General features: G+C 61.9%; 15 protein-coding genes. 4 read left to right on the forward strand and 11 right to left on the reverse strand.

The window, feature by feature from the left end; translation table 11 throughout:
- The 5 genes from edd to rimO form a co-directional block, all read right to left on the reverse strand.
- A complete protein-coding gene (gene edd / locus ACXYL9_RS13215) occupies positions 1-1,806 on the reverse strand; it encodes a phosphogluconate dehydratase (RefSeq protein WP_459040026.1) in 1,806 nt (601 codons plus the stop codon).
- Complete coding sequence (gene zwf, locus ACXYL9_RS13220; protein WP_459040027.1) at positions 1,799-3,241, reverse strand: glucose-6-phosphate dehydrogenase; 1,443 nt, start codon at positions 3,239-3,241, stop codon at positions 1,799-1,801. Before zwf ends, edd begins: the two co-directional genes overlap by 8 nt.
- Positions 3,242-3,339: 98 nt before the next feature.
- Positions 3,340-4,116: a transglutaminase-like domain-containing protein gene (locus ACXYL9_RS13225; RefSeq protein WP_459040028.1), complete on the reverse strand. Its 777-nt coding sequence runs from the start codon at positions 4,114-4,116 to the stop codon at positions 3,340-3,342.
- A gap of 43 nt (positions 4,117-4,159) precedes the next feature.
- Positions 4,160-4,576, reverse strand: coding sequence for a secondary thiamine-phosphate synthase enzyme YjbQ (locus ACXYL9_RS13230; protein WP_459040029.1), 417 nt, complete (start codon positions 4,574-4,576; stop codon positions 4,160-4,162).
- Positions 4,577-4,586: 10 nt separating this feature from the next.
- On the reverse strand, positions 4,587-5,957 hold the full coding sequence (rimO, locus tag ACXYL9_RS13235) for a 30S ribosomal protein S12 methylthiotransferase RimO (protein ID WP_459040030.1): 1,371 nt from the start codon (positions 5,955-5,957) through the stop codon (positions 4,587-4,589).
- A gap of 81 nt (positions 5,958-6,038) precedes the next feature.
- Between rimO and ACXYL9_RS13240 the strand changes: the two genes are divergently transcribed.
- Together ACXYL9_RS13240 and ACXYL9_RS13245 are read left to right on the forward strand one after the other, a co-directional pair.
- A complete protein-coding gene (locus ACXYL9_RS13240; protein WP_459040031.1) occupies positions 6,039-6,452 on the forward strand; it encodes a DUF1761 domain-containing protein in 414 nt (137 codons plus the stop codon).
- A gap of 93 nt (positions 6,453-6,545) precedes the next feature.
- Positions 6,546-6,866: a hypothetical protein gene (locus ACXYL9_RS13245; RefSeq protein ID WP_459040032.1), complete on the forward strand. Its 321-nt coding sequence runs from the start codon at positions 6,546-6,548 to the stop codon at positions 6,864-6,866.
- 29 nt (positions 6,867-6,895) lie between these two features.
- Here ACXYL9_RS13245 and ACXYL9_RS13250 read toward each other — a convergent pair whose 3' ends face one another.
- Genes ACXYL9_RS13250 through serS form a run of 4 tightly spaced genes read right to left on the reverse strand, consistent with a single transcriptional unit; the run spans position 6,896 to position 10,843 of the window.
- Positions 6,896-7,972, reverse strand: coding sequence for a potassium channel family protein (locus ACXYL9_RS13250; RefSeq protein ID WP_459040033.1), 1,077 nt, complete (start codon positions 7,970-7,972; stop codon positions 6,896-6,898).
- 50 nt (positions 7,973-8,022) lie between these two features.
- Positions 8,023-8,805, reverse strand: a complete 783-nt coding sequence (locus ACXYL9_RS13255) for a peptidoglycan DD-metalloendopeptidase family protein (protein WP_459040034.1) — start codon at positions 8,803-8,805, stop codon at positions 8,023-8,025.
- Positions 8,805-9,563, reverse strand: a complete 759-nt coding sequence (gene surE, locus ACXYL9_RS13260; RefSeq protein WP_459040035.1) for a 5'/3'-nucleotidase SurE — start codon at positions 9,561-9,563, stop codon at positions 8,805-8,807. Before surE ends, ACXYL9_RS13255 begins: the two co-directional genes overlap by 1 nt.
- Positions 9,563-10,843: a serine--tRNA ligase gene (serS, locus tag ACXYL9_RS13265; RefSeq protein WP_459040036.1), complete on the reverse strand. Its 1,281-nt coding sequence runs from the start codon at positions 10,841-10,843 to the stop codon at positions 9,563-9,565. Before serS ends, surE begins: the two co-directional genes overlap by 1 nt.
- 176 nt (positions 10,844-11,019) lie before the next feature.
- Between serS and ACXYL9_RS13270 the strand changes: the two genes are divergently transcribed.
- Entirely contained in the window at positions 11,020-12,315 is a 1,296-nt protein-coding gene (locus ACXYL9_RS13270) for a sulfotransferase family protein (RefSeq protein WP_459040037.1), read from the forward strand.
- 145 nt (positions 12,316-12,460) lie between these two features.
- A complete protein-coding gene (locus ACXYL9_RS13275) occupies positions 12,461-13,099 on the forward strand; it encodes a M23 family metallopeptidase (protein WP_459040038.1) in 639 nt (212 codons plus the stop codon).
- Positions 13,100-13,116: 17 nt separating this feature from the next.
- On the opposite strand, the gene ACXYL9_RS13280 is transcribed toward ACXYL9_RS13275, so the two are convergent.
- Entirely contained in the window at positions 13,117-13,794 is a 678-nt protein-coding gene (locus ACXYL9_RS13280) for a hypothetical protein (RefSeq protein WP_459040039.1), read from the reverse strand.
- 87 nt (positions 13,795-13,881) lie between these two features.
- Positions 13,882-14,991 (reverse strand): phosphatase PAP2 family protein, encoded by a 1,110-nt coding sequence (locus ACXYL9_RS13285; protein WP_459040040.1) that lies wholly within the window; start codon positions 14,989-14,991, stop codon positions 13,882-13,884.
- Positions 14,992-15,056: the final 65 nt, after the last annotated feature.

A 15,056-nucleotide genomic window follows, 5' to 3' on the forward strand; every position in this document is an offset into this window, starting at 1 on the left:
TCACAGTCCGGCCGCCGCCAGCATCGGGCTGGCGCCCTGCTCGGCTCCGTCGGCATGGAGGCGGAACATGGCAAACATCTCGCGCCCGACGCCCAATGCAGCGCGCGGATCGGGCGCTGGATCGCGGGCATCGAGATCGGCGCTGGTCGAGAGCGAACCGGTGGTCGCGCATAGCTTGATCACATCGCCATCGCGCAGCCGCGCCAGTGGTCCGCCGCCCAGTGCTTCCGGCGTGCAATGGATCGCCGCCGGTACCTTGCCGCTTGCGCCCGACATGCGGCCATCGGTGACCAGCGCGACCCGGTATCCGCGATCCTGCAAGACGCCGAGCGGCGGGGTCAGCTTGTGCAATTCCGGCATGCCGTTGGCGCGCGGGCCCTGGAATCGCACGACCACGATCACGTCCCGATCGAGTTCGCCCTTGCGGAAGGCATCGGCGACCGAGGGTTGGTCCTCGAACACCCGACAAGGAGCTTCGATGGTCCAGCGTTCCTCTTCCACCGCGCTGGTCTTGAAACAGGCGCGGCCAAGATTGCCCTCGACCAGCCGCATGCCTCCGTCCCTGGCAAAGGGCGTGGCGACCGGCCGCAACATCGTGTCATCGCCGCTTGTGCCGATGTCGCGATAAGTAAGGGCGTCGTCATCAAGGCCCGGTTCGCGGGCATAGTCCGACAGGTCGCCCTCCCACACCGTCGCGATATCGCGGTGGGCAAGGCCAGCCTCGAGCAATTCGCCGATGACATAGCCCATGCCGCCGGCATCGTGGAAATGGTTCACGTCGCCCGACCCGTTGGGATAGACGCGCGCCACCAGCGGCACCACGCCCGACAGTTCGGACAGGTCGGTCCAGTCGAACACGATCCCGGCTGCCCGCGCCATTGCGGGGATGTGGATCGCATGGTTGGTCGAGCCACCCGTTGCCAGCAATCCAACTGCGGCGTTGATGATGGCCTTTTCATCAACACACCGCGCCAGACTGCGTTCTTTCGAGCCGGTCAGCGCCGCCAGCCGGTGCACCGCGGCGCGATCAAGCGCTTGCCGCAGCTTGGTGCCCGGCTGGACGAAGGCCGCGCCGGGAACGTGCAGCCCCATCATCTCCATCATCATCTGATTGGAGTTGGCGGTGCCGAAAAAGGTGCAGGTGCCCGGCGAGTGATAGCTGCCCATCTCGCTCGCCAGCAATTCGTCGCGGCCAACCTTGCCCTCGGCATAAAGCTGGCGAACACGCTGCTTTTCCTTGTTGGCGACGCCGCTGGGCATTGGGCCGGAGGGGACGAACAGGCACGGCAGATGGCCAAAACGCAGTGCGCCCATCAGCAGGCCCGGTACGATCTTGTCACAGATACCAAGGCAGGCGACGCTGTCATACATCGCATGGCTGAGCGCGACCCCGGTGGCGAGCGCGATGGTGTCGCGGCTGAACAGCGACAGTTCCATCCCATCCTCGCCCTGCGTCACCCCGTCGCACATTGCCGGTGTGCCGCCGGCAACTTGCGCCGTAGCCCCGACTTCGCGAGCGTAGATCTTCATCCGCTCGGGGTAGCGTCCATAGGGCTGATGCGCCGAAAGCATGTCGTTATAGGCCGAAACGATGCCGATATTGTGCGCGCCGCCAGCCTTCATCGTGGCCTGGTCGTCAGTCGCGCCGGCATAGGCGTGGGCGAGGTTAGAACAGCTCACCGCCTCGCGGTCGGGCGCACGCTCGGCTTCGCGGTCCATCAGATCGAGATAGGCACGTCGACCCGGCTTGGAGCGTTCAATCACTCGCTGGGTGACGCGGTGGACTGTATCGTGGAGCTTACTCATCGTGCCAACTCACTCCGTCGCGTTCGGCCAGGGCAATGGCAGCGCTGGGGCCCCATGTCCCGGCGCTGTAAGTCTTCGGAGCCTGGTCGCTGGCTTCCCAGTTCGCCCGGATGGCGTCGACCCATTCCCACTGCGCCTCGACCTCGTCGCGTCGGACGAACAAAGTCTGGTCGCCTTCGATCAGGTCGAGCAGAAGCCGCTCGTAAGCAATGCGGCGGATTTTCCCGCTGAAGGCATCAGGCATGGCGATATTGAGCGGCACCTGTCGCAAGCGAATGCCATCGCGGCCGAGCCCGGGGACCTTGGCCATGACGTTGAGTGTCACGTTTTCGTCGGGCTGGATGCCGATTACCAGCCGGTTGGGCTGGGTCTTGGCCCCTTTGGATCCGAAAATCGAATGCGGGATGCAGCGAAACTGGATGACGATCTCGGTCACCCGCTCGGGCAGCCGCTTGCCGGTGCGCAAGTAGAAGGGCACGCCCTTCCAGCGCCAATTGTCGACATGCGCCTTGATCGCGGCGAAGGTTTCGGTTGTGCTGTCCTTGCCCAGTTCCTCGTCGTAACCCGGGACTGATTGGCCTTCGATGGCACCGGCGCGATACTGCCCGGTCACCGTCTCTCCCGTCTCGACCTGGCGGAGCGCCCGCAGCACCTTGACCTTCTCGTCACGGATGGCGGTGGCATCGAAATCGGTCGGCGGTTCCATGCACACCAGCGCGAGCAATTGCAGCATGTGGTTCTGGACCATGTCACGCAGGGCGCCGGCATCGTCGTAAAAGGCAACGCGCCCTTCCAGCCCGACGGTCTCGGCGACAGTGATCTGGACATGTTCGATATAGGTCGCGTTCCAGATCGGTTCGAACAGGATGTTGGCAAATCGTAGCGCAAGCAGGTTCTGGACCGTTTCCTTGCCGAGGTAATGGTCGATCCGGAAGGTCCGGTCTTCGCTGAAGGCCGCGGCTACTGCGTCGTTGATCTCGCAACTGGTCTCGAGCGAGGTTCCGAGCGGCTTTTCCAGCCCGATCCGTACATTTTCGCCCGCTAGCTTGGCATGTTGCAGGCCGGCGATGGTCGGCTCGAAAAGGCTTGGCGCAGTCGAAAGGAAGATGGCGAGGCCGCGCTCGGGCTGGCCGACCTTGGCGGCGAGCGCTTCGTATCCCTCCAATGTGGTGGCATCGAGCGGCTGGTAACTCAGGCGGTTCAGGAAGCGCGCCATGCCTGTGCGACGATCCGCCGGCATGTATTTTTCCAGCGCCTCGCGCGCGAAGTTACGGAAGGCATTGTCGTCTAGGTCCGAGCGCGCGGTGCCGACGATACAGACATCATCGGCGATTAGCTCATCGGCGTGGAGCGCGGCAAGCGAGGGCAGCAGCATCCGCTGGGCGAGGTCGCCGGTGGCGCCGAATAACAGCAGGCGATCGGCAGAAAAGCTCATGATGGGGGCGTCTCCTCCGCTCTTTGGAAGCTCGTGCTATCAGCGCAAGCGAACAAGGGCCAGAGCCGCGCATAGCTATTCAGTATGTTAGCGCTCGGCTAGACGCGCTCGACCGTGACCTCATGCCCGGTAAAATCGACCTGGCCGAAGCTGGTCAGGAAACTGACGTCTGCCGCGTCCCGGCCGACACCGATGACAGCCGTTTCGTGCGGTTGCGACATGCCGGTAGGATCGACCAGCACCCAGCTATCGCCGAGAAAAACTTCAGCTACGGCGTGGAAATCCTGTGGCTCGACATCGGGCGCGTAGCAACTTGCATAGCGGGCCGGGATACCGGCGGCGCGCGTCAGCGCAATCATCACATGGGCATAATCGCGGCACACTCCGCGGCGGGCGACGAAACTGTCGCGCGCCGTAGTGTGCGGTCCGCTGGCACCAGGAACATAACTCAGATGCTCGGCGATCCAGTCGCGGATGGCGGCGATCCTGGCTCCGCCCGTAAGTCCTGGGAATTCGTCGTCGACAAAGGACTGGAATTGCTCGCCAGCACAATAACGGCTGTCGAACAGATACTGGGTCGCGTGTGCCGGCAGGTCCGGCTTATGGACCTGCGTCAAAGTCTCGAGCTCCGGCGAGGCGCGCCCGATCTCGACCCGGGCATGGTAGGTGATGTCGACCTCGCCTTGCGCGGTAATCCAGAACCGCTCGCCGACATTGTCCTGCGCCGCGACCCTTTGCACTTCGATCGAGGCGGGCAGGGTGGTTACGCCCGATTCGATCGTCTGCAACTTGGTCGGAGCAGCTTCACACTGCAGGAGGCAATCGACCGGATTTTTCGCGGTGAATGCCAGATGAGATTCGATTGAAAGCGCCATGTAATATCTAACCGGACTGTTCGGTCACGGTTCCCCCAACAAGTTAGTCTCCCGCCAGATGCAGCGCGATTTCGCGGCGATGTGGCCTGGCGCGGTGTTCGGCCAGGAATAGACCCTGCCAAGTACCCAGCATCATTCGGCCTGCGGAGACGGGAACCGACAAAGACACGCCGGTCAGCGCCGATTTGAGATGCGCGGGCATATCGTCTGGCCCCTCGTCATCGTGCTCGTAATGCGCACCCTGCGGCGCCAACCGGTCGAGCCACCCGAGCGTGTCGCGCTGGACGGCGGCGGAAGCGTTCTCGGTGATGATCAACGATGCCGATGTATGGCGACACATGAGTGTCAGAAGGCCGGTCTCGACCTGCGTTTGTTCAAGCCAATCGGCAATATCTCGCGTCACATCATGCAGGCCCGGCCCGTTGGTCGAGACTTCGATCACATGAACATGGTGCGGCATGACAGGTGAGTTAGCCGATGACCCCGAACAGGTCGTGTGCGTCGGCATCCTCGACCTGAACCTGCACGATGTCGCCGGGAGCCAGTGTTGCCGGCACATTGCGCAGGTAAACTGCGCCGTCGATCTCGGGTGCATCGGCCTGGCTGCGACCAGTGGCACCGATATCGCCGTCTTCATCGGCCTCTCCGACCTCGTCGATGATGACGGGGACTGTTCGTCCGATCTTGGCTTGGAGTTTTTCCGCGCTGATCCGCTCGGTCAGCTCCATCACGCGGGCATAGCGCTCTTCCTTCACCGCTTCAGGAACGGGATCGGGCAAGGCATTGGCAGCCGCGCCTTCGACCGGTTCGAAGCGGAATGCGCCGACCCGGTCGAGCTGGGCCTGTTCGAGCCATTCGAGCAGGTAGGTGAAATCCTCTTCGGTTTCGCCGGGGAAACCCACGACGAAGCTCGATCGTACCGCGATTTCGGGACAGATCTCGCGCCAGCCTTTCAGCCGTTCGAGCACCTTGGCCTCGTTAGCCGGACGTCGCATCGCCTTGAGCACTTTCGGGCTGGCATGCTGGAACGGGATATCGAGATAAGGCGTCAGCAGCCCCTCGGCCATCAGCGGGATGACTGCGTCGACATGGGGGTAGGGGTAGACGTAGTGCAGCCGGACCCACGGCGGCGCACCTTCGCTTGTGCGCAAATGGCCGAGCTCGCGGGCCAGGTCGGTCATGTGGGCACGAACCGGGCTACCCTTCCAGTCGCGTTCCTCGTGGCGGGTATCGACGCCGTAGGCCGAGGTGTCCTGGCTGATGACCAGCAATTCCTTGGTCCCGGCAGCGACCAGTTTCTCAGCCTCGCGCAGCACCGCGTCTACTCGCCGGCTGGCAAGTTTGCCGCGTAAGTCAGGAATGATGCAGAAGGCGCAGGAGTGGTTGCAGCCCTCGGAAATTTTCAAATAGCTGTAGTGCCGTGGGGTCAGCTTGATGTCGGGCTGGGGAATCAGATCGATAAACGGGCCCTGGCTCGGCGGAGCGTGCTCGTGGACTGCTTCGACCACCTGCTCGTACTGATGCGCGCCAGTCACTGCCAGCACTTGCGGGTGCGCGGCGCGGATTGCGTCGGCCTCCTCACCCATGCAGCCGGTCACGATCACGCGGCCGTTCTCGGCGATGGCCTCTCCAATGGCGGCCAGGCTTTCTTCCTTGGCACTGTCGAGGAAGCCGCAGGTGTTCACCAGCACCACGTCAGCCCCGGCATAGTCGGGGCTCATGGCATAGCCATCGGCGCGCAGCCGGGTGAGGATGCGTTCGGAATCGACCAGGGCCTTGGGACAGCCAAGGCTGACCATCCCGACTTTCTTCTGGTCAGGCAGAGTTGTTGAAACTGTCATAGATGGGGCGGCCCTCTACACCTGATAGGCCGTTTGCGCTATCCCCTTCGCGCGGGGCGCACCGTGGGGGAGGGCGAAGCGATGTTCGACATCAATTGGTTGGGGGTAATCCTGGCAGCACTGGCAGGGTTCGTTGTCGGTGGCATCTGGTACGGGCCCATCATGGGCAAGAAATGGATGGGCGCGGTTGGAATTACCGAGGAGCAGATGAAGCAAGGCAATATGGCGCTGATTTATGGTGGTGCCTTCGCCTTCTCGTTGCTGGCCAGCTGGACCTTGGCGCACACCTTCGGCTCCTATGCCGAGGCGGGGGCCGATCTCTCAGTCTTCGCCAAGGTGATGACGGCGTTAGGTATCGCGCTTGGATTTATCGTGCCAGCGATCGGAACCAATTATCTGTTCTCGCAAAAATCGAAGACGCTGTTCTTCATCGACGCAAGCTATTGGTTGCTGTTCTACATCGCCATGGGACTTGTGCACGCCTACATGCCCTAACTGCGGTTTGGCGCAATGGTTTCAATGTGATAGCGTCGCAGTGTCGCTGACCAGCGCAATATGTGCTAGCTCAGCATGGTAGGAGGATTTGCCGTGATAAATGCTGCCATTGTCCTTTCGCTCATGGTCCAGCAGGCGACTTCGCCTTCGGACCTTCCACCAGCACCGCCGGTGGCATCCGAGTCTGTTCCATCCGATCTGAAACGCATTTTCGTGGCCGATTCGTCGGAGGCTTTGCGCGTCGAGATAGAGCATCCGCTGCAACAGATTTGCATCCGCAAGCCTGTCCTCGGAAGCCGCGTCAAAGCGCAGACCGTGTGCCAGGACCAGACTTCGTGGAAGGCCTATCAGCTGGCGCGCGATGCCGATGCCGACGAATGGGCCAATGTGGCCAAGGGCATTGTCATAGAATAGCAGCCGGCCGACCCGGACAGGGCGCGTCTCTAGGCGTCCTCGTCATCGGGCGTCGGGATGATTTCCACTACCACATCGCCCTCCTGCAAGGCATCGCAGGCCGATTCCCAATATCCATAGGCCACCCCGTCGCGATAGATGCGCAACCCGATGCCGCGACCACAGCTGTCCTTGAGAGGCTGTCCGACTTCGCCGGCCGCGACAGTGCGCTCGACCAACTGCACCCGGCCCGAAACGCTGGCGAGATCGGCCATGTAGTCGGCAATATGTGCGCCCTTGGCGCTGCCGGCCAGCAACAGGCCGGTAAAGCGAACCGGGTTGATGACATTGTCGGCGCCTGCCTGCTTGGCTAGGAATTCGTTGTCGTCGGCGCGCACCACCACGCTTATCGGTACGTCAGGGGCCAGGTGACGCACGGTCAGAACGATCAGGATCGAGGTATCGTCGCGCCCGGCCGAAACCAGCACGTTCGAGGCCTTGCTGATACGCACCGCCTCCAGCGTGTCGTCCCGAGTGGCGTCTGCGACCATCACGTTGCAGCCAAGCTTTTCGGCTGCCCGGGCCCGTTCCTCGCCGGGGTCGATAACGACAATGCCACTGGGATCGGTGCCGCGTTCGATCAGTTCCTCGACCGCTTCCGAGCCCGAGACCCCAAAGCCGAGCACCACGATGTGCTCCGATAGCTGTTCCTGGATACGGGCCATGCGCCAATTCTCCCAACTGCGCTTGATGATGAAATTATACGCCGTGCCTACGAAGATGAAGAACACCGCGAAGCGGATCGGCGTGACGATGATTGCTTCAACCATCCGTGCGCGATCGGTAATCGGTGCGATATCGCCGAAACCGGTCGTAGTGATCGAGATCATGGTAAAATAGAAAACGTCGGTAAAGCTGACCTCACCGTCCAGATTGTCGACCAGGCCGCCGCGGTCCCACCAGTGAATCAAGACGACGACAAAGATCAGGAACAGCGCCGAGCCGAGACGGATGCCCAGATCCCCCCACACGGGCAGGCGGACGGCGCGGCGCAGCGGTTTGAAGCGCGACCTGCGGACCCGGCGTTTCGCATTGCCCGTTTCGAATTTGTCGAGTTGCTCGCTCATCGGCTCCGAACGTTATTCTTGCGCAAGAGGATGCGCCTGTCGGCGCTAGCCTATCTGGCGCGGGGCGGCAATTTGCTTGCCGGGTCGATATCCTCGCCATCCTTGCGGATTTCGAAATGCAGTTCGGGTCGGGTAGCCTTGCCGGCATCCCCGGCCAGGCCAATTCGCTCCCCGGCCTTGACCACATCGCCCTTTTTCACGGTGATGCGGGCCAGGTGCCCGTATGACGTTTGCCAGCCATTGCCGTGATCAATCAGCACCTGTCGCCCGAAGCGGGTCGGCTCCTCGGCGGCGAATACGACGGTGCCGCTGGCCGAAGCACGGACCATGTCCCCGATCGCCGCCTCGATATCGATCCCGTCATGCCCACCACCATCTGCCCGCTTGCTGAAGCCGTATAGAACGCGGCCATCATGCGGCCGGCGGAAATAGGGCTGGGCCGGAACCGAGCGGCGCGTGATGCGGCGCTGTTGAAACATGGCTGGGATAATGAGTTTCTGGCCGACCTTCACGGTACCGTTGTCGTCGAGCCCGTTGGCGATCGCGATGTTCTCGAACGGCACACCATATTTCAAGGCAATGGCAAAGCCCGTCTCACCCGCTTGAACCGTGTGGTTGCGCTGACGCGGAATGGCGAGCACTTCGCCCACGCGGACTTCATGCGGTTCGGGAATCCCGTTGGCGGCGGCAATCACCGCCGCAGGCACACCGGCTCGCTCGGCTATGCCGGACAGGGTCTCGCCCTGCGTAACGACATGCTCGGTTTCGGTGGCGGGGTTGGTCGCGGCCAGCAGCAGCGGGGCTACGAGAGCGATGAGCCCTGCGCGGTGCATCACTCGAACCGCTCGCCAAGGGTGGACAGCAGGCTGTGGTGGGTCAGGTCGAGCTGCAGGGGCGTCACGGACACATATCCCTCGTCGATGGCTTCCAGGTCGGTGCCGTGATCGAGCGTGTGTTCGATCGCGTGCAGTCCGAACCAGTAATACTTAAGTCCGCGCGGGTCACGTCCCTCGACCACCGATCCGCGCGAATAGTCGTGGAAACCCTGCCGTACAGCGCGAATTCCGCGCACCTGGCCGGCTGGCAGAGGCGGAAAGTTGACGTTGACGAGCGTCCGGTCGCCGAACGGCGCATCGATCAGCTTGCGAACGATCTCGGGGCCAAAGCGCCGGGCGGCGTCGAAGGATTCATGCTCGGCATCGCGGATCAGCACCTGGCTGAGCGCAATCGACTTGATCCCCGCCAGCGCCCCTTCCATCGCCGCCGAAGCGGTGCCCGAATAGGTGATGTCGTCGGCCAGGTTCGCCCCGCGATTGACGCCCGACAGGATCAGGTCGGGCTGCTTGTCCCTCAGCACGGTGCGCAGGCCCAGCATCACGCTGTCGGTCGGGGTGCCGGTGACCGAATAGCGCCGCTCGCCCAATTCGCGCAGGCGCACAGGGTGATGCAGCGTCAGCGAATGCCCTGCGCCCGACTGCTCCTCGGCCGGGGCGCAGACCCAGACATCGTCGGACAATTCGGCAGCGATGGCTTCGAGCACTTCGAAGCCGGGAGCGTGGATGCCATCGTCATTCGTCAGCAGGATGCGCATCAGGAGGACGGCTCCAGCCGGGTCAGGCCACCGGTATAGGGGTGCAGGACCGCTGGGATGTCGACGCTGCCATCGGCGCGCTGGTAGTTTTCCAGCACTGCCACCAGCGTGCGTCCGACCGCGAGACCCGAGCCGTTGAGCGTATGGACGAAGGCTGTCTTCTTCTCCCCTTCGGGTCGGTAGCGGGTGTTCATCCGCCGAGCCTGGAAATCGCCGGTGTTCGAACACGAACTGATCTCACGATAGGCGCCCTGGCCGGGCAGCCAGACCTCCAGATCGTAGGTCTTGCGCGCGCCGAAGCCGATGTCGCCGGTGCACAGCAGCATCTTGCGATAGGGCAGGTCCAACGCTTGCAGGATAGCCTCGGCCGCACCGGTCATCCGCTCGTGCTCGGCATCGCTCTCTTCAGGGCGGACGATGCTGACCAGCTCGCATTTCTCGAACTGGTGCTGGCGGATGAAGCCGCGCGTATCCTTGCCAGCTGCGCCCGCTTCGCTGCGGAAACACTGGGTTAGCGCCGTCAGCCGCATGGGCAGCGCGCCATTGTCGAGGATTGCGTCCATGACACTGGCTGTCAGGCTGACTTCGGCGGTGGGAATGAGCCAGCGACCATCGGTTGTCTGGAAGCTGTCCTCGGCAAACTTGGGCAGCTTGTCGGTGCCGTACATGGCCTCGTCGCGCACCAGCAGCGGTGGCGCGCATTCGGTGTAGCCTTGTTCGCTCACCTGCCGGTCGAGCATGAACTGGCCGAGTGCGCGGTGGAGCCGGGCCATCGATCCACGTAGGAACGTGAAGCGTGATCCGCTGAGCGCAGCGCCGGTCTCGAAATCCATCCCCAGGGGCGGGCCGATATCGGCGTGCTCCATGGGCTCGAAATCGAATTCGGGCTTAATGCCCCAGTTCGCGACTTCGACATTGCCGTTTTCATCCGCACCTTCGGGAACGTCGTCGGCGGGCAGGTTGGGGATCACCGCCAGCGCTTCTTCCAGCTTTGCGCCCAGTTTGCGCTCTTCCTCTTCGAGCGCGGGCAGGGTCTTCTTGAGCTCGGCAACTTCGGCCTTGAGCGCCTCGGCGGTGTCCTTGTCGCCCTTGCCCATGGCCTGGCCGATCGCCTTTGAAGCCTCGTTGCGGCGGCCCTGCGCTTCCTGCGCGCGGGTGGTGATGGCGCGGCGTTGTTCATCGAGCGCGAGGATGTCTGCGCTAACCGGCGCGAGACCCCTACGCGCCAAGGCGGCGTCGAAGTGTTCCGGATTGTCCCTGATCTGGCGAATATCGTGCATGGGCGGCGCTATGCCGTTTCACCGCAGCGATTGCCAGTGGGCAAATCGCGGACTGTTTATGGTCTCGAGGAGCTTGGGGATGGGAACCTGACGCGGGGTTGCGCGCTATTTTTCCATCACTAGGGCGGATTCCACGTCCACCGCATCCGATCCACTCTGCCAGCGGGGCCCAATCCTTGAACACAACTAAGCCGCCCCGCCGTTCCCCCTTCATCGATATTGCCGACAAGGTCGTGCGCGCCGGCCGCGCCATTAGACAGGTCCGACCGGCACGGCTGGAGAAGGACTTTCTGCTCGACCAGGCGCGCGAGCAGACCAAGCTCGACGATTTTGGCGACCCATGGTTTCACGAACCGTTCGAAGTCCTGCTCGACGCGGTGCGCGAAGAGGCGCGATTAAACGCGGCGGGTGATTTTTCTGCCATGCTCTATTTCAACCAGGTGTTGATGCACCGGCTGCTCAGCGAGTGGTGGTACAAACGTCACCCCGAAATTCTCGAGCGCGCAATCAAGCGGCCAGTGGTCATTGTCGGCCCGATGCGATCGGGCACCACGCGGCTGCATCGGCTGCTGGCGAGCGACCATCGCTTCAGTCACATGCGCAGCTTCGAGACCATCAGTCCCGTACCGAGGCAGGATTTTGAAGCAGTGCTGGCGGGTGAACAGGAAGATTTTCGCCCCGTCTTGGCCAAGCGGATCATGCGCGTGGCGCGGCTGGCCAATCCGCGCACCTTGTCGATCCATCCGACCGGGCCATACGAGCCAGAGGAAGAGTTGGGCCTGTTGTGCGGCAGCCTGTATGGGATGAAGCACGAGGCGCAGTGGCACGTACCCAGCTATGCCCGCTGGTGCGAACAGGCAGACGCCACGCCCGCCTATCGCTACATGGCCGACCAGTTGCGGCTGGTCGGCTGGAGCCAGCAAGTGTCGACCCTTCGCCCGTGGATCCTCAAGACGCCTCAGCACATGCTGGACCTGCCGGCTCTGCTCAAAGTGTTCCCCGATGCGCGGCTGATCTTCAGCCACCGCGATCCGCAGCAGGTCGTCGGTAGCGCTGCCTCGCTCGCATGGAACCAGACCATCATCTATTCAGACCATGCCGATCCGGCAGGCATCGGCCAGGAATGGCTTCGCAAATCCCAACTCCAGGTCGAACGCATGATGGCAGCGCGCGATCAGATCCCGGCCGATCGCATGATTGATGTCCAGTATGATGATATGGACCGGGATTGGCGCGGGACGATGGAGCGGATCTATGACTTCCTCGATCTCGAGATCGATCCAGCGGTCCCGGCGATGGAAGATTATCTCGAGCGGGCCAAGGAGCTGAAACGCCACCCGCACAATTACAGCCTCGAGATGTTCGGCGTTTCAGCGGAGGAAGTGCATCAACGGATGGGGCGGTATATCGAAAAGTTCGATGTACAGGTCGAACGTCCGGTCCACTCGGCAAGGCACCGCCGAACCGGCTAGATTGCCAGGTTCTGGGCGAAAAAAGCTATCGGACAACGAATTTCCCCGCTCGCTGTATTGTGTGTCCTCCTGGGCCAGCCCTGGACCTTGGATTCGGAGATTTGAAAAATCAGGAGTATGGTCTGCCATCGAGGAGGGGATCTCGGTGGTACGAACAGTTCTGATTGCATTGTTTTTTTCGGCAGCGGGCTCGCCCGCATTGCTTGCCGAGGATGATGTCTTGCCGGCCACCGATGCGGCTGAAACGGTGATTGTCGAACCGCCCGAACCCGCCGTGGTGCTTACTGTTTCGCGCGCTTCCGATCTCGACGGACAGTCGGGCGCGCTGGTCAGGATTGTTAACACCAGGCCGGCCACCACGACCGGTAAAGGCGGAGCAGGGATAGTCGGCGGCGCCCCGGCCGGTTCTCCGCTCGCCACCAGCCGTGTCAGCAGCAACTTTGGCTACCGGGTCAATCCGGTGACAGGGCAATGGCGTCGCCACGCCGGTATCGATCTCGCAGCCAGCCATGGCACACCTGTCGTGGCCACTGCTGCCGGGGTCGTGACATTGGCAGGCTACGCCGGGAATTACGGCAACCTCGTGATCGTACGGCACGGCTCGGGCGTGGAGACGCGCTATGCCCACCTGTCGCGCATCGCAGTGGGCCGCGGCTCAGCGATCAGCAGGGGCCAGGTGATCGGCTATGTCGGTTCGACCGGCCGGAGCACCGGGCCGCACCTTCATTACGAGATCCGCCGCCATGGCAATGCGCAAAACCCGGCAGGTTCGATGGGCCGCTAGGCCGGATTGACTGGCTGCTAGTTGGTCTCGAGCGAGACCAGATCTTCGGTCGGGTTGTAGCGCAGATTGACCCCCAGATCGCGCAGCATCCGGAAGCTGACCAGCCCATCGGCAGGTAAACCATCGGGCAGGGGCCGATCACGCATTAATTTCCTGAGGTCGCGCACATCGAGCAGCAGCCGCGAATTGCGGTCGATCGTGATCTGCAGCGAGCCGACCGGTTTCGATCCCACATGCACCGCCTTGCGTACCCGAATGCTCCCTTCCGGCGCAGCGGTGAGCGTGCCGTTGTCGGTATTACCAGGCGGCAACGAGAAATCGAGCGGGATGAACGATCGTTCGGCCGCGCCGCTCTCGGCATTCGGGGACGGCAAGCGCGTATTTGTGCCCACATCTGTTCCGGCCCTCTTCAAGGCAAGACCCTCGGCGGTTGCGTCGGATTGATCTATCGCGGTCGATGCGTCCGGGGATGTCGAGCCGCCGCCACCGCCGCTTTCGAGATCCATTTCCACCAGCGCGCCCTTGGCGGGTTTCGCGCTGAATTCCGCTGCCGCTGCAAGCCGGAGCGGCCCCAGGTTCGGCCTGATCAGCAGAAGCAGCAATGCAGCTACGATGACGACCAGATACAGCACGAGAGCAATCTCGCCGATCGCTCTTGCCCTGCCGAACTCGAATAGCCGTTCGCTGGCTTTCATGGTTTTCCCCCAAACCCTGTGCCGTCCTGCGATATAGACCGGCGGGACGATTCCTCAAAACGGAACTCTGACTGCCCCTGGGACCGGTCAGGGCGCGGTCTGTGCCAGGGCTGGCGATGCTGGTGGCTTTTCCGCCTGTACGCGAACTGCGGCGAACCTGCGCGCCAGATACCCTGCGAGGAACCAGATCAGGACGGTGCCGATGATCGAGACGTAACTGTCGACCGCATAGTGAAAAGCAAGGTGGACCGAACCGAGCATTATGACGAACGCGAATATCCCGAATATCCAGCCCAGCCGCGGACTGATCCTGCGCATGCCCAGGAAGACGAGAACGACCAGCGAAACATGCATCGACGGCATCGCGGTGATGCCCGAGCCAAGGTCGTAATTCTTGACATGATAGGCGCGTATTAGCATTTCTTGGATGTTGATTGCGATAAGGGTATGATCCTGGTGCGTTGTTTGCAGGTATCCGATCAACTCTATGAAATGCGGATCTCCCTGGAGTGTCAGCATGAAACACGGCCCCATCGAGGCAAACATGGTCGCAACCACCACCCCGATCACAAACCAGGCGAGAAAGAATGCGATAAAGTATTGCTGCCGCAAGATCTCATCGCGTCCAAACAGTGCGAAATAGAGGCATCCGAAGTATATCAAGAACGCCCAGACTTGGTAGAGCAGCGATATCGCAAACGTGATCACGGGATGACCCAGCATCGGCTGTAAAAGGCGCCATGGATCGGTTCCGTGAATAGCAATATCAAGATCGATAAACGCCTGGTCCCAAGTATAATCATTTAACAACGGGACTGCGCTCTTGAGCGCGGAAAAAATCGGCATGTAGCCCGCCAGCACAAGGATTATCGGGAGATTGGAAAGCAATTTCCTCGGCCAGTGTTCAGCAAGGATTTTCTCATGCAAAAACGCAATCGGCCGGTCCGGCCTGTGCGTCAGCAATTGCTTCCCCGTGAGAATTGCCAGCATAAGAAGCAAGGCGATCGCGTAAAAGAACAGGTTGTACGTGAATGAGTTGAACCTGAAGGGATTAACCCCTTGCGCCAGCAAAGCGGCAGAGCCGACGATACAAATCAGTGCCGCGATGACTATCGGTAGCCAATCTCGCCGAAATCCATCGAAGATTACCTCTCCAGCAGATCGCAATATATGCGCCAACCATTCCTCCCACGACATCTCCTAGCCGGAAGCTCGCGAGGAAAGCAGCGCAATGCAAGCCTGTTTACTCTTGGCAATCCCTG

It is taken from the genome of Qipengyuania sp. CAU 1752 (genome assembly GCF_054482615.1).

What these genes read in the sequence shown, in the direction of transcription:
- ACXYL9_RS13255 (WP_459040034.1), bottom strand. Translation starts at nt 8,805, where the DNA reads ATGCACCGCGCAGGGCTCATCGCTCTCGTAGCCCCGCTGCTGCTGGCC.
- ACXYL9_RS13250 (WP_459040033.1), bottom strand. Translation starts at nt 7,972, where the DNA reads ATGAGCGAGCAACTCGACAAATTCGAAACGGGCAATGCGAAACGCCGG.
- serS (WP_459040036.1), bottom strand. Translation starts at nt 10,843, where the DNA reads ATGCACGATATTCGCCAGATCAGGGACAATCCGGAACACTTCGACGCC.
- ACXYL9_RS13285 (WP_459040040.1), bottom strand. Translation starts at nt 14,991, where the DNA reads ATGTCGTGGGAGGAATGGTTGGCGCATATATTGCGATCTGCTGGAGAG.
- ACXYL9_RS13225 (WP_459040028.1), bottom strand. Translation starts at nt 4,116, where the DNA reads ATGGCGCTTTCAATCGAATCTCATCTGGCATTCACCGCGAAAAATCCG.
- ACXYL9_RS13240 (WP_459040031.1), top strand. Translation starts at nt 6,039, where the DNA reads ATGTTCGACATCAATTGGTTGGGGGTAATCCTGGCAGCACTGGCAGGG.
- surE (WP_459040035.1), bottom strand. Translation starts at nt 9,563, where the DNA reads ATGCGCATCCTGCTGACGAATGACGATGGCATCCACGCTCCCGGCTTC.
- ACXYL9_RS13230 (WP_459040029.1), bottom strand. Translation starts at nt 4,576, where the DNA reads ATGCCGCACCATGTTCATGTGATCGAAGTCTCGACCAACGGGCCGGGC.
- zwf (WP_459040027.1), bottom strand. Translation starts at nt 3,241, where the DNA reads ATGAGCTTTTCTGCCGATCGCCTGCTGTTATTCGGCGCCACCGGCGAC.
- rimO (WP_459040030.1), bottom strand. Translation starts at nt 5,957, where the DNA reads ATGACAGTTTCAACAACTCTGCCTGACCAGAAGAAAGTCGGGATGGTC.
- ACXYL9_RS13280 (WP_459040039.1), bottom strand. Translation starts at nt 13,794, where the DNA reads ATGAAAGCCAGCGAACGGCTATTCGAGTTCGGCAGGGCAAGAGCGATC.
- edd (WP_459040026.1), bottom strand. Translation starts at nt 1,806, where the DNA reads ATGAGTAAGCTCCACGATACAGTCCACCGCGTCACCCAGCGAGTGATT.